Source organism: Herbidospora sakaeratensis (genome assembly GCF_001570525.1).
Lineage (GTDB): Bacteria > Actinomycetota > Actinomycetes > Streptosporangiales > Streptosporangiaceae > Herbidospora > Herbidospora sakaeratensis.
In genome coordinates this window covers 132,859-145,565 of the sequence record NZ_BBXC01000021.1, presented here as the reverse complement: position 1 = coordinate 145,565, position 12,707 = coordinate 132,859, and the positions used below count along the sequence as shown (strand labels likewise).

The 12,707-nt window shown below is 70.8% G+C and carries 13 protein-coding genes and 1 tRNA gene; 7 read left to right on the top strand and 7 right to left on the bottom strand.

Going from position 1 to position 12,707, the window contains the following annotated elements:
* Positions 1 to 13: 13 nt before the first annotated feature.
* From AW271_RS41720 to AW271_RS32015, 5 genes are all read left to right on the top strand, one after another.
* On the top strand, positions 14 to 1,102 hold the full coding sequence (locus tag AW271_RS41720) for a DUF2510 domain-containing protein (protein ID WP_062341346.1): 1,089 nt from the start codon (positions 14 to 16) through the stop codon (positions 1,100 to 1,102).
* 22 nt (positions 1,103 to 1,124) lie between these two features.
* A complete protein-coding gene (orn, locus tag AW271_RS32030) occupies positions 1,125 to 1,721 on the top strand; it encodes an oligoribonuclease (protein ID WP_062341345.1) in 597 nt (198 codons plus the stop codon).
* 65 nt (positions 1,722 to 1,786) lie between these two features.
* Positions 1,787 to 1,859: transfer RNA gene (locus tag AW271_RS32025), tRNA-His, on the top strand.
* A 143-nt stretch (positions 1,860 to 2,002) separates the two neighbouring features.
* Positions 2,003 to 2,470, top strand: a complete 468-nt coding sequence (locus AW271_RS32020) for an NUDIX hydrolase (protein WP_062341344.1) — start codon at positions 2,003 to 2,005, stop codon at positions 2,468 to 2,470.
* A gap of 142 nt (positions 2,471 to 2,612) precedes the next feature.
* Positions 2,613 to 2,831 (top strand): response regulator transcription factor, encoded by a 219-nt coding sequence (locus AW271_RS32015; protein WP_030455926.1) that lies wholly within the window; start codon positions 2,613 to 2,615, stop codon positions 2,829 to 2,831.
* On the opposite strand, the gene lat is transcribed toward AW271_RS32015, so the two are convergent.
* From lat to AW271_RS32000, 3 genes are all read right to left on the bottom strand, one after another.
* A complete protein-coding gene (gene lat, locus AW271_RS32010) occupies positions 2,808 to 4,070 on the bottom strand; it encodes an L-lysine 6-transaminase (RefSeq protein WP_062341343.1) in 1,263 nt (420 codons plus the stop codon). The genes AW271_RS32015 and lat overlap by 24 nt on opposite strands.
* Positions 4,071 to 4,113: 43 nt before the next feature.
* On the bottom strand, positions 4,114 to 4,680 hold the full coding sequence (locus AW271_RS32005; RefSeq protein WP_062341342.1) for an HdeD family acid-resistance protein: 567 nt from the start codon (positions 4,678 to 4,680) through the stop codon (positions 4,114 to 4,116).
* Between the two features lie 70 nt (positions 4,681 to 4,750).
* Positions 4,751 to 6,361: a penicillin-binding transpeptidase domain-containing protein gene (locus AW271_RS32000; RefSeq protein ID WP_062341341.1), complete on the bottom strand. Its 1,611-nt coding sequence runs from the start codon at positions 6,359 to 6,361 to the stop codon at positions 4,751 to 4,753.
* A gap of 70 nt (positions 6,362 to 6,431) precedes the next feature.
* Between AW271_RS32000 and AW271_RS31995 the strand changes: the two genes are divergently transcribed.
* The gene (locus tag AW271_RS31995; protein WP_062341340.1) at positions 6,432 to 7,274 is read left to right on the top strand and encodes a spermidine synthase; all 843 of its coding nucleotides are present in this window, start codon (positions 6,432 to 6,434) and stop codon (positions 7,272 to 7,274) included.
* A gap of 9 nt (positions 7,275 to 7,283) precedes the next feature.
* On the opposite strand, the gene AW271_RS31990 is transcribed toward AW271_RS31995, so the two are convergent.
* Together AW271_RS31990 and AW271_RS31985 are read right to left on the bottom strand one after the other, a co-directional pair.
* Positions 7,284 to 7,529 carry a 4a-hydroxytetrahydrobiopterin dehydratase gene (locus AW271_RS31990; protein ID WP_062341339.1) on the bottom strand — a complete coding sequence of 82 codons (246 nt, stop codon included), beginning with the start codon at positions 7,527 to 7,529 and terminating at the stop codon, positions 7,284 to 7,286.
* A gap of 12 nt (positions 7,530 to 7,541) precedes the next feature.
* Positions 7,542 to 8,132 (bottom strand): hypothetical protein, encoded by a 591-nt coding sequence (locus AW271_RS31985; protein WP_062341338.1) that lies wholly within the window; start codon positions 8,130 to 8,132, stop codon positions 7,542 to 7,544.
* A 100-nt stretch (positions 8,133 to 8,232) separates the two neighbouring features.
* Between AW271_RS31985 and AW271_RS31980 the strand changes: the two genes are divergently transcribed.
* A complete protein-coding gene (locus tag AW271_RS31980) occupies positions 8,233 to 10,806 on the top strand; it encodes an ATP-binding protein (protein ID WP_062341337.1) in 2,574 nt (857 codons plus the stop codon).
* A gap of 63 nt (positions 10,807 to 10,869) precedes the next feature.
* Here AW271_RS31980 and AW271_RS31975 read toward each other — a convergent pair whose 3' ends face one another.
* Positions 10,870 to 11,772, bottom strand: a complete 903-nt coding sequence (locus AW271_RS31975) for a carbohydrate ABC transporter permease (protein WP_062341336.1) — start codon at positions 11,770 to 11,772, stop codon at positions 10,870 to 10,872.
* Entirely contained in the window at positions 11,772 to 12,707 is a 936-nt protein-coding gene (locus tag AW271_RS31970; protein WP_062341335.1) for a carbohydrate ABC transporter permease, read from the bottom strand. Before AW271_RS31970 ends, AW271_RS31975 begins: the two co-directional genes overlap by 1 nt.

Below are 12,707 nucleotides of genomic sequence, written 5' to 3'. Positions count from 1 at the left end.
TAGGCTGCACGGCATGACGACGACCCCCGCCGGCTGGTACCCGGACCCCTACGGCTCGCCGCAGCTGCGATGGTGGGACGGTTCGCAGTGGACCGACGCCACCCATCCTCTGGAAGGCCGGAACGCCCCGGAGCCCGCCGGACCGGCGACCCTGGCGACCACCCCCGCCACCCCCGCCGCGCCGGCCGCTGCCACCGCCCAGTTCGCCGCACCGCCGGCCCCGCCGCAGTGGACCCCGCCGTCGCAGGCGTGGGGCGCCACGAGCCAGCTGCCGATGCCCCAGTTCGGCGCGCCGCCGAAGCCGCCCTCGCCGCTGCCGTGGGTGCTCGGCGGCGTCGGCATCGTGCTCGTCATCGCGCTGGTCGTGGCCGGCGCCTTCGTGTTCCTGAACCAGGGCTCCAGCGAGCCCGCGATCGCCCGGCCCCCGGCCACCGAGCCGGCGCCGCCGCCCCAGACCGAGCAGGCGCCGCCGCAGGAGCAGGTGCCGCCCCCCGACCAGCAGCAGCCGCAGCAGCAGCCACCGCAGCCGTCGATCACGTCGTTCCCGCAGCCGGAGGACGGCCGCATCCACGACTCGGTGTCGGGCCTGAGCTACAAGTTCCTCGGCCGCCCCTGGAAGGTCTCCGACCCGAAGACCATGAACGCCCCCAACGACCCCACCTACCCGCTGTTCACCAGCGGCTACGGCGCCGTCTCCCAGCCGGGGTACAACGGCCGGGAGGGCGCCGACTGGATGGGCACGGTCGCGGCGGCCCAGCTGCCCCAGATGCTCCCCTACCGGGGCGTCGAAGACCTCGAAGTGGTCACCACGACGCTGCTGTCGGCGTACGAGCCGGCCTTCTACTCGATCCCGCACGAGCGGGAGATCATCCGCAACGAGGCGATCAAGGTCGGCGACCGCGACGCCTGGATCATCGAGTACAAGATGGACTTCAGCGCCGAGTCGAAGGCCAACGACTACAAGTTCAAGACCGAATCGGGCGCGTTCGTGCTGGTCGACATGGGCGAAGGCGAGCGGCCCTCGTTCTTCTACGTGTCGATCCCCGACAACCTGAAGTCCGAGCAGGTCGGTGATGTCCTGGACTCGCTCCAAACGCACTGAGCCGGAGCACTACGCTAAGGACATGAACGACCTGCTGGTCTGGATCGACTGCGAAATGACCGGGCTCGACCTCGGGCGCGACGCACTGGTGGAGGTCGCCTGCGTCGTCACCGACGGTGAGCTGAACCAGTTGGACCACGGGGTCGATGTCGTCATCAAGCCCCCGCCGGAGGCGCTGGAGCAGATGTCGGAGATCGTGCGCACCATGCACACGGCCTCCGGCCTGCTCGATGCCCTGGCGGGCGGCGTGACCCTCGCCGAGGCCGAGGCCATCGTCCTGGAATACATCCGGGGCCACCTCCCGGAGCCCAAGAAGGCCCCGCTGTGCGGCAACTCGATCGCCACCGACCGCTCGTTCCTGGCCCGGGACATGCCCGTCGTCGACAGCCACCTCCACTACCGGATGATCGACGTCTCCTCGATCAAGGAGCTGGCCCGCCGCTGGTATCCGCGCGTCTACTTCGCCTCACCCGAGAAGCAGGGCGGCCACCGCGCCCTCGCCGACATCACGGAGAGCATCCGGGAACTGCGCTACTACCGGGCGACCGTGTTCGTGCCGCAACCCGGCCCAGACTCGGCGACGGCACGCGACACGGCGGAGGCCGTTAGTAGTTCGTAGTTGTCTCGCGATACCGCTACACTCGTGCTTGTACGCGAGACCGGGTGAGCGGGATCGCGCACATGGTGGGTATAGCTCAGTTGGCAGAGCGCCAGGTTGTGGTCCTGGATGTCGTGGGTTCAAGTCCCATTACTCACCCAGCGTAAGGGCCGGTCCTTCGGGACCGGCCCTTCATCGTTCCAACAGCCTTTCAGTTACGCTCCGCCTCGCCGGCCATCCGACCGACTCGGGCCGATTCCGGCCCGGCCTCCGATCCCGCGAACCGCTGTCACACTTGGCGGATGGCGATCTTCCCCGTGCGGGTGGCCGTTCGTGTCGTCGCACTCGACGGTGACGGGCGGGTGCTGCTGCTCCGCTACGAGGAGAACGGCGGGTTCTGGGCGACCCCGGGCGGCGCGCTCGACGGCGCGGAGGATCACCTCGCCGCGCTGCGCCGGGAGATGCGGGAGGAGCTCGGGGTCGACGGCGCGGGTCTCCATGTCGATGGGCCGGTGGCCGAGCGGGCCAAGGAGTTCGAGTTCGAGGGCGCGATGATCCGGCAGGTCGAGCGTTACTACCTGGCCCGGCTCTCGGCCGGCGACGTCGACACCGCGCGGGCGACCCAGCCTGACACCATTCAGGAGTATCGGTGGTGGACGGTCGGCGAGCTGGCGGCGACGCGGGAGACCGTCTACCCCGCCGACCTCGGTGATCTCCTCGCACAGATCGCCGCCACCGGGGTGCCGGCCCGGCCGGTTGTTCTCCGGTGATGCAGTCCGGGTGCGATTTGCCCACGAAGCAACCCCCACAGGGCTTTCACGCGAGTTAAACTCGCTCACAACCGCTACGCCGGACGCGGGGGCCCTCGGCGACTTAACTCTCTGCCAAATGGATCTCTGCCACGGAGGCCAGATGCGAGTCGACGACCCCACCGGAACGGCCCTCAGCAAGCGCGAGACCGAGGTCATGGATCTGATCGCCAACGGTCACTCCAACAACCAGATCGCCCAGCGGCTGTTCCTCAGCGAGAAGACGGTCAAGAACCACGTCAACCGGATCTACGCCAAGCTCGGCGTCGCCTCCCGGGGGACGGCCATCGACCTGTGGTCAGGACGCGAGCCCTCGCCGTAGCCGGGACAGCCCCACTTCGATCTCCTCCGGGGTGACGTTCAGGGGTGGGCGGAGCCGTACAGTGCCCTCGGAGGCGGGCAGGACCAGCAGTGACTCACGCTCGCGCAACCGGGTGACGACCGCGTCGCGGTCGGGCACGTCGAAGGCGGCGAGCAACCCGCGGCCCCGCGCGTCGCGGAGCAGGCCCTCGGCCTCCAGGTCGCGGAGGGCGCCGAGCAGTTTGTCGCCCAGCACGCCGGCGTGCTCGATCAGGCCGTCGCGTTCGATGATCCGCAGGATGCGGGTCGCGCGCACGATGTCGGTCAGGCCGCCGCCCCAGGTCGAGTTGATGCGGCCGCTGACGCGGAACACGTTGTCGGGCACCTGGTCGACCCTGCGCCCGGCCATCACCCCGCCGACCTGCATCTTCTTCGCGAACGCCACGACGTCGGGCCGCAGCCCCAGGCCCCGGTACGCCCACGCCGAGCCCGTCACGCCCACGCCGGTCTGGACCTCGTCGAGCACGAACAGGGCCTCGTGCCGGTGGCACAGGTCCTGCATGGCGCGCAGGAACTCGGGGCGCAGGTGGTTGTCGCCCGCCTCGCACTGGATGGGTTCGGCGATGAAGCAGGCGATGTCGTGGGGGTACTTGCGGAACGCCTCCTCGGCCTGGCCGAGCGCGTGCTCCTCGGCCGCCTCGACGTCGCCGAGGTGGACGGCGGGGGTGTCGATGCGGGGCCAGCCGAACTTGGGGAACCGGTCGGTCTTGACCGGTTCGGTGTTGGTGAGCGAGAGCGTGTAGCCGCCCCGGCCGTGGAAGGCGCGGCTCAGGTGGAGGACCTGGGTGCCCAGGCCGGGATGGCGGCCGTTGGCCTCGTTCCAGCGGCTCTTCCAGTCGAAGGCGACCTTCAGGGCGTTCTCGACGGCCGCCGAGCCGCCCTCCACGAGGAACAGGTGGGGCAGTTCGGGGTCGCCGAGGACGCGGGTGAAGGTCTCGGTGAACTCGGCCAGTTCCTCGGTGTAGAGGTCGGAGTTGGCCGGTTTGTTGGCGGCCAGCCGCCCGAGGCGGGCGAGGAAGGCCGGGTCGTCGTCGAAGGGGTTGAACCCCAGGGGCGAGGACGCGAACGAGGTGAAGAAGTCGAGGTGTCTCCGGCCGTCGCGGGCGTCGACGAGCCAGGAACCCGAGCTGCGCGCCAGATCGAGGACGACCGGCAGGCCGTCGACGAGCAGGTGCCGGGAGAGCCGCTCGTGAACCGTCATGATGAAGATATTCCCGGCCTATAGCGCTATACGCGGAAAATCTTCACGCAGGCATGTTCCGCACCCGAAACGCCAGGTAGAACAGCGAGAGCCCGAGGATGATCGCCAGCGTCCCGATCAGCCAGGCCAGCGAGAGCGCGCCGGCGGCCGGCCAGATGACCAGGACCACCCCGAAGACCACCGACAGGACTCCGGCCAGCATCAGGCCCCAGTCGCCGTCGATCCGCCTGCGGGCGTTCACCGCGGCGATGATCTCCAGCAGGCCGGTGACCACGAACCAGGCGCCGATGAACCAGAGCAGCACGATCGCGGTGATCGCGGGCCAGGTGGCCACGATGATGCCGACGATCACCCCGACGACGCCGGAGAAGATCATCCAGCCTCGGGAGCCCTTGTTGACCTCACGGAAGGCGCCCGCGATGGTGAACAGGCCGTTGACGATGGCGTAGGCGGCGAAGACGTAGACGAGGGCGAGCAGGGTGATGCCCGGCCACGCCAGGGCGATGACTCCGAAGATCACCGCCAGCAGGCCCCGGACCGCCAGCACCCACCAGGTGTCCCTGCTGACCGGGCGGAGGCCCGCGTTCAGGTCGGCGTTCAGATCATGCATGTGACCTCACCTCCATCAGGAGGTATGTGTCCAGAAATATCCCGCTTTCAGCCCATATGTGGGCCAAGGATCAGAGGGCGTTCAGGAACCGGGCCGCGACCGGGATCGCCACGTCGCGGCCGGTGCCGCCGTTCTTGACGAACACCGCGAACGCCAGGTCGTCGTGGAAGCCGACGAACCAGGCGTGGTCGTCCTGGCCGGCCTCCTCGGCGGTGCCGGTCTTGCCGCTCACCCCGGCGGGCAGGCCGGTGTTCTCGGCGGTGCCCTCCGACACCACCGACGACATCATCGTGCGCAGCCCTTCGGCCACCCCGGGGGCCAGCGGCGCCTCGGCCGGCTGGCCGGGCGCGTCGGCGAGCAGCCTCGGCGCCCGCCAGACCCCGCTCTGCACCGCCGCCGCCACGCTCGCCATGCACAACGGCGTGGCCACCACGGTGCCCTGGCCGAACGACGCCTCGGCCAGCGCGTCGTGGTTGTGCGGCTCGGTCAGCGACCCGCAGGAGCCGCCCGCGCCGGTCGACAGGGTCGTGCCGAACCCGAAGGCCGCCGCCTGGGCGGTCAGCGTCGCGGCCGGCACCCGTTCGACCGCCAGCTGGGCGAAGGTGGTGTTGCACGACTCGGCGAACGCCTGCCGGAACGAGAGCGTGCCGAAGTCGTGGGCCTGGAAGTTGTTGATCACCCGCCCGAACGGGATCTGGTAGGTGGCCGGGCAGCTCACCTGCTGGTCGGGGGTGACCCCGGCGGCCAGCAGCGCCGCCGCGGTGACGATCTTGAAGGTCGAGCCGGGCGGGAAGGCCGAGGAGAAGGCGCCCTTGCCGCCGAGCCGGTCGGCCACCGCGAGCACCTCGCCGGTCGAGGGCCGGATCGCCACGATCGCGGCCGGCTTCTGCACCGGGTCGAGGGCGCGGGCGGCGGCCATCTGGACGTACTTGTCGATCGTGGTGGCGAAGGCCGGGCCCTCGGTGACCGGCTGGTCGTGGCGGTAGACCTCCTCGACCTCGCCGTCGAAGGGCTTGTCGATCACCACGCGCCAGCCGCCGGTCGAGGGGTTGGGCGGGGCGTGCGCGGCCAGGTCGCCGACGTAGGAGTCGGCGTAGCTGCCCGGCGGCAGGGCCTCGCCCTCGCGGGTGGCCAGGCGGTAGGGGGCACCGGGCAGCTCGCGGCGTTCGATGGTGTCGCCGTGTTCGAGGTCGGGGTGGAGGGCGCCGGGCGTCCAGTCGACCTTCCATTCGCGCTTGACGACGATGAGGCGGACCGTCGAGGTCAGCTTCATCGGGGGGCCGTCGGTCATCGTCCACTCCCCCGTGAACGACAGGTCGGCGGTGACGTCGTCGATCTCGTCCACCGAAAGGGGGGTGAAGATCCGGCTCACCGGCCGCAGGGCGGTGTCGGCGGCCTGGTGGAGCGTGGTGAAATCCTCCGGGGGGTCGTGGACGAGCGCCCGCATCGCCGCCAGGTCGCCCTTCTCCCACTCCTTCAGGTAGGCGGTCCCGGCGTCCCAGGGGGTGTTGCGGTTGGGGTTCTCCGGCTCGACGAGCTCGTCGGGCACGCTCTCAGGAGTCGCGGTGGTCACCGGGTCGGGGGGCGGCACGCTCCGGCCGCTCACGATGAGCCCGGCCACCCCGGCGACGAACATGGTGACGACCGCCGCGACGAGAACGAGCAGGGGCCGCCTGCGCATTAGGTTCTCCTGGGAGGTCGGAGTGCACTCCTGGATATACCACGCGAAGACGACAGGCAGAGAGATTGTGATGGCGAAGTCCACGAACCCGGTACCGGGCCGCTACCTCGTCGTGTTCGGGGAGGTCGAGCTGCTGCGCGACCTCGACAACCCGGCCGGGTGGATGCTGCTGATGGACGGGGTCCCCCAGTCGTACGTCGACCTCGCCGACCCGACCCACCTCGACTTCGAATACGTCCAGCTCATGGGCATCGCGGTCGACTGCCTGCCGGAGGGGCCGCTCGACGTGACCCACGTGGGCGGGGGCGGGTTCACGCTGCCCCGCTACGTCGCGGCGACGCGTCCGGGCTCCCGGCAGATCGTCATCGAACCCGACCACGCGCTCGTGCAGCTCGTCAGAGACCAGCTCGCGCTGAAGGCGGTGCCCCGGCTCAAGGTGCGCACGACCGGCGGCAGGGAGGGCGTCACCACCCTCGACGACGCCTCGGCCGACCTCGTCATCCTCGACGCCTTCTCGGGCGCGATCATGCCGATCGAGCTGGCCACCGCCGAGTACATGGGCGACCTGGCCCGCGTGTTGCGGCCGCACGGCACGCTGCTGGTCAACGTGGCCGACGGCAAGGGGCTGCGGTTCGCCCGGCGGCTGCTGTCGACCGTGCGCGGGGTGTTCCGGCACGTGACCCTGCTGGCCGAACCGGGCGTGCTGCGCGGCCGCCGGTTCGGCAACCTGATCGTGGTCGCCTCCAACCGCGACCTGCCGCTCGACCGGCTCGTGCGGGCGGCCGCGGGCGGGCTCACGCAGGCGCGCTGCGTGGCGGGCGAGGATCTGGTGAAGTTCGTGGCGGGCGCCAAGCCCATCCACGACGGAGACCCGGTGGCGGCGCCGGTGCCGCCACCCGCGGTCTTCGGCTGACGATCCCGCTCAGGCCCCGTGGGAGCGGGCGATCTCGTCGATGCGCTCGGCCAGCCGGTAGTCGAGGTCGGTCAGGCCGCCCGCGTCATGGGTGGTGAGCGCGAAATGGAGCTTGCGCCAGCGGATGTCGATGTCGGGATGGTGGTTCATCTTCTCGGCCTCCTCGGCCACCCGGTCGACGATCAGGATCGCGGTCGGGAAGTCGGGGGCCTCGATGGAGCGCCGGAGCGTCTCGCCGTCTTTGGTCCATGCCATGGACTCACCGTCTCACAGACGCGGCCAGCTTCCCCCGGGCGTCGGCGCGGCCTTGGCGCGGGCGCGCCGGGCCATCGACATGATGCCGCGCACCATGTGGGTGGCGTGGGTCTGCTGCCGGGTGGCGATCGACTTGGCCAGGATCGGCTCCAGGTCGGCCATCAGGCGCGGCAGCTGGGTGACGCTCCAGTCGTGCCAGCGGGAGAACTGGGTGCCGCCGCTGTCGCCGTCCTCCTGCCGGTAGGCGACCATGACCGGGCAGTGGTCGTTGGCGTAGGCCAGCCACGACTCGATGGCCGAGTTGAACCGTTCCACCCGCGAGTGGGCGGCGTAGAACCAGCCGTCGTCGCCCAGGTAGTCGTCGTCGCCCGGCTTGGCCGGGTAGGCGCGGGCCAGCGCGCCGTGCAGGAACAGGCCCGAGGCGACCATGAGCTGGCGGCCGTCGGCCCAGTCGATGGTGTCCTGGAGCGGTCCAGGGCAGCTGGACTCGATCGCCGAACGCTGATAGCTCGAGGGTTCGCGCTCGAACCGCACGTGGACCTCGGCCCACATGTAGTACTTCGCCTCTCCCGCCCCGAAGAAGGGGAAGGGAAACTCGTTCATCACACAAACTCCCGGAGGGGGGCGTCGGATGGCGGATTACCACCGTGTCATCCGGTCAATCTCCTAGCATCCGTAGGATTGCGGGGTTTTACTGTCTTTCGTGTTCGTGGGACGTGAAGCGGAGTCAACCGCGCTGGCCAAGGCCCTGGAGACGGGCGGTCTGGCCGAGGTGACCGGGGAGCCCGGCATCGGCAAGACCCATCTGCTGACCGAGTTCGCCCGCGAGGCGGGCGGCCGCGGGGTCAAGGTGCTCCGGGGGGTGGCCACCGAGTTCGAGCGCGACCTCCCCCACCGCGTCTTCGAGGACGCCCTCGGCCCGCTGGGCGGCGGCGACCGGCTGGCGCTGGCCCGGACCGTCCGGGAGCACCTCGCCGAGCTCGGCCGGGTGGCGCTGGTGCTCGACGACCTCCACTGGGCCGACCCGGCCTCCTGCGAGCTGCTGGCCTCCCTGATCCGGCGGCCGGCCGAGGAACTGCTCGTCGTCTGCGCCTACCGCGACCGGCAGGCCGGTCACCGGTTGCCCGGCGCGCTGGCCGAGGCCGGGCCGGCCGCGGTCCCGCACGTCCGGGTCAGGCTCGGGCCGCTGTCGCTGGGCGAGGCGCGCGAGCTGGTCGGCGACCGGCCGGAGCTGCGCGACCTCCACGACGAGAGCGGCGGCAACCCGCTCTACCTGAAGGGCCTGGCGGGCGGGGCCGCCGGGTCGACGCTGACCGGGCTGCTGGCCGGGGAGCTCGCCCGGCTGTCGGACATGGAGTTACGGGCCGCCCAGGCCGGGGCGGTGCTCGGCGACGCCTTCACCCCCGACGACGTGGCGATGCTCGGGCCGGTCCCGGCCGTGCTCGGCGAGCTCGCCGCCCGCGACCTCATCCGCGACACCGGCGACGGCCGGTTCCGGTTCCGCCACCCCCTCCTCCGGCAGCTGGTGTACGAGGGCGCCGACCCCGCCTGGCGCATGCTGGCCCACCGGCTGGCGGCCCGGGAGCTGTCGGCGCTCGGGGCGCCGGTCAGGGAGGTGGCCCACCACGTGGCGCGCACCGCCAGCAGGCACGAGCCCGGCGACCTGCCGACGCTGATGGCCGCGGCCCGCGAGGCCGTCAACATCGCGCCCGCCGCCGCGGTCGAGTGGCTCAAGGCGGCGCAACCGCTGGTCGGCGACCTGACCGACCCCGTCTCCGTCGAGCTGCACGTGCTGCTGGCGCAGGCGCTCATCTACGACGGCCGCCTCGAAGAGGCCCGCGCGGCCCTCCACGAACTGCTCCCCCACCTGCCGGTCGGCCACCGCAGCGAACTCGTCGCCGCCTGCGCCGTGGTCGAACGCCTGCTCGGCCGGTACGCCGAAGCCGCCTCCCTGCTCACCAACGAGGCCGCCAAGGGCGGCAGGGGCGCCTGGTTGCACCGCGAGCTGGCCACCCTGCGGCTGCACCTGGGCGACGTGCCCGCCGCGCTGACCGACATCGCGGCGTCCGTCGAGGCCGCCGAGAACCCCGAGGAGGAGGCGGCCGGCCGTTCGCTGCTGGCCTTCGCCGCCGCCTACGAGGGCGACCCCGGCCCGGCGGCGGCGGCCGTCGACACCGCCGCACACGCCGCCGACGCGCTGAGCGACGCCGCCGCCACCCGCGAGCTGACCGCGCTGACCCGGCTGGTGTGGGCCGAGTCGTTCGTCGAACGGCAGGCCGACGCCGAACGCCACGCCCGCCGCGCGCTGACGCTGGCCCGGTCGTTGTCGCGCAGCGGCCTGCTGGCCGACGTGCTCATGGCGCTCACCCAGCTCTGCGGCCGGACCGGCCGCCTGGAGGAGGCGATCAGGTTCGGCGAGGAGGCCGAGGACGTCGCCTGCCAGTCGGGCAGCCCGATCCTGCTGGCGCTGGTGCGGTCGATCCTGGCCGAGTCGGTGGCCTACACCGACGTGCAGCGGGCGGTCAGCCTGGCGACGTGGGCGGCCGACTCGGTGGCCGGGGTCGACGGCTGGTGGTCGGCCAGCACGGTGTGCCTGTCGGCGCAGGTGCTGCTCTCGGCCGGGGAGCCCGACCGGGCCCGCTGGATGTTGCTCGGCATCGGCGGCGGCGTCGGCATGCCGCAGTGCCAGCCGGGCTACCGGCCGATGTGGCTGGAGACCCTCACCCAGGCGCTGCTCGGCTGCGACGAGGTGGCCTGGGCCAGCGCCGCCGCCAATGCGGCGCTGGCCGCCGCCGGGGCGCTCGCGCTCCCGGCCCAGCACGCGTTCGCCTCGCGCGCGCTGGCGTGTGTGCGGGCCGCCGAGGGCGACCTCGCGGGGGCGGCGGAGTTCGCGGCGCGGTCGGCCGAGCTGTTCGGCGCCGCCGGGTTCCGGCCCCACGTCGCCCGTACGCTGATCATGACCGCCCCCTTCCGCGACGACGGCCACAAGGAGCTGGCGACGGCGAAGGCCATCGCGGCCGAGGTCGGGGCGAGTGTGCTGGCCGAGGAGGCCGAACGCGAGCAGCGCCGCCTGGCCGCACGCGGCCCCCGGAAGGGCGACCTGCTGACCAAGCGGGAGCGGCAGATCGCCGAGCTGGCCAAGACCGGCCTGACCAGCAAGGAGATCGCCGCCCGCCTGATGCTGAGCAGTCGTACGGTCGACGACCACCTCGCGCACGTCTACCGCAAGCTCGGGGTCTCCTCGCGTACGGCGCTGGCGAACGTGCTCGGCTCGTGAGCCTGCTTCCTAGGCAGATTCCATGACGCGAGATGCCGCCGGCCTTCGGCCGGCCGCATCTCGCTACTTGCCCACCCCAGCCGTCAACCCGGTCTGGATCTGACGCTGGAAGATCACGTAGACGATCAGGATCGGGATGATCGCCATCGACAACGCGGCGAACAGGCCGGCCCAGTCGGCCTCGTAGCCGGCGCTGGTCGAGATGTTCGCGATGCCCTGGGTGATCAGCCACTTGTCCTGCTTGTCGCCCGGGAGCAGCGCGATCGGCAGCAGGTACTGGTTCCACTGGCCGATCACGTTGAAGATCGTGATGCTGATCAGGCCGGGTTTGGCCATCGGCAACATGATCTGGAAGAAGGTGCGGGCGTGGCCGCAGCCGTCCATCATCGCGGCCTCGGCGACCGTCGTCGGCAGCGTCTTGAAGAACGCCGTCAGGAAGAACACCGTGAACGGCATCGAGTAGGCGACGTAGACCAGCACGACCCCGGTGTGGGTGCCCAGCAGGCCGACGTTGTCGACGACCTTGTAGAGGGCCGACAGCGCGAGGAAGGGCGGGATCGACAGACCGGCCACGAACAGGGTGTAGATGAGACGGTTGCCGCGGAAGTCGTACCGCGAGAGCACGTAGGCCGCCATCGAGCCGAGCAGCATCGTGAAGAACGTGGAGAAGGCCACCACGATGACGGTGTTGACCAGGTATTCGCCGATGCGCGAGGTCTCCCACGCCCGGCCCCACGCGCCCCAGCCCCACTGCTGCGGCAGTGCCAGCGGGCTGTCGCCGAAGATCTCGGTGTTGGTCTTGAACGAGTTGAGGAACGTGTAGAGGATCGGGGTCACCGTCAGGATCGTCCAGAGCACGAGCATGACGTGGGAGACGCCGCCGAGCAGCCCGGCCGACTGCTTCCCGGCCTTCGGCCGCTCCGCGCGGCGCACCTGCGGGACGGCGGGCGCGGTCTCGGTCTTCATCAGTACTCGATCCTCTCGCGCCGGGTGACCCGCAGGGTGAGGGCCGCGAACGTGAGCACCAGGAAGACCAGCGCGACGCCCATCGCGGACGCGTAGCCGAACCGGTAGTAGGTGAAGGTCTGCCGGAAGATCTCCAGCGGCAGCACGGTCGTGGCGTTGTCGGGCCCGCCTCGGTCGATCGAGAGCACCTGGACGAGCGCGAAGGCGTCGAACGCCGCGATGCCCAGGTAGACCCAGCCGACCTGGACGGTGTTCCACACCAGCGGCAGCGTGACCTTGAAGAACAGCGTGAACCGGTTGGCGCCGTCGAGGGCGGCCGCCTCGAAGATCTCCTTGGGCACCCCGGCCATGCCGGCGCTGAACAGCACGACGTAGAAGCCGACGCCCTGCCAGACCATCACTCCGATGATCGTCCAGAGCGCGAGGTCGGGCTTGATCAGCCAGCCGACGGGGTCGATCCCGAACCAGCCCAGGACGCTGTTGAGGATGCCCGACTTCTGCGGGTTGAGCACCGCCTGGAACAACACGCCGACGATGACGACGGCGAGGACCTGCGGGAAGAAGAAGACGACCTTGTAGAAGGACGACCCCCACACGCCGCTCAGCTGCCCGTTCTTCTGCCCGCCCCCGAGGTTGAGCAGGAACGAGAAGAACAGCGCGATCGCGATCGTGACCAGCGGCATGACCAGCAGGATCAACCCGTGGTGCCGGACCGCGGCCCAGAAGACGTCGTCCTCGAACAGCCGGGTGAAGTTATCGAGCCCGACGTACTGGAAGTCCGGGGAGATTCCGCGCGAGTTCGTCAACGCGAGCTGCAGGGCCTGCAGGTTGGGACTCACGAAGAAGATGATGTAGATCGCCAGCGGCGCGGCCAGGAAGGAGGCGATGAAGCCCCACTTCCTGACCGCGCCCGGCGTCAGCCGGCCACGCCGCAT

Coding starts and splice junctions, on each gene's coding strand:
- AW271_RS41720 (WP_062341346.1), top strand. CDS start 14: ATGACGACGACCCCCGCCGGCTGGTACCCGGACCCCTACGGCTCGCCG.
- orn (WP_062341345.1), top strand. CDS start 1,125: ATGAACGACCTGCTGGTCTGGATCGACTGCGAAATGACCGGGCTCGAC.
- AW271_RS32020 (WP_062341344.1), top strand. CDS start 2,003: ATGGCGATCTTCCCCGTGCGGGTGGCCGTTCGTGTCGTCGCACTCGAC.
- AW271_RS32015 (WP_030455926.1), top strand. CDS start 2,613: ATGCGAGTCGACGACCCCACCGGAACGGCCCTCAGCAAGCGCGAGACC.
- lat (WP_062341343.1), bottom strand. CDS start 4,070: ATGACGGTTCACGAGCGGCTCTCCCGGCACCTGCTCGTCGACGGCCTG.
- AW271_RS32005 (WP_062341342.1), bottom strand. CDS start 4,680: ATGCATGATCTGAACGCCGACCTGAACGCGGGCCTCCGCCCGGTCAGC.
- AW271_RS32000 (WP_062341341.1), bottom strand. CDS start 6,361: ATGCGCAGGCGGCCCCTGCTCGTTCTCGTCGCGGCGGTCGTCACCATG.
- AW271_RS31995 (WP_062341340.1), top strand. CDS start 6,432: ATGGCGAAGTCCACGAACCCGGTACCGGGCCGCTACCTCGTCGTGTTC.
- AW271_RS31990 (WP_062341339.1), bottom strand. CDS start 7,529: ATGGCATGGACCAAAGACGGCGAGACGCTCCGGCGCTCCATCGAGGCC.
- AW271_RS31985 (WP_062341338.1), bottom strand. CDS start 8,132: ATGAACGAGTTTCCCTTCCCCTTCTTCGGGGCGGGAGAGGCGAAGTAC.
- AW271_RS31975 (WP_062341336.1), bottom strand. CDS start 11,772: ATGAAGACCGAGACCGCGCCCGCCGTCCCGCAGGTGCGCCGCGCGGAG.
- AW271_RS31970 (WP_062341335.1), bottom strand. CDS start 12,707: ATGCGGCGTGGCCGGCTGACGCCGGGCGCGGTCAGGAAGTGGGGCTTC.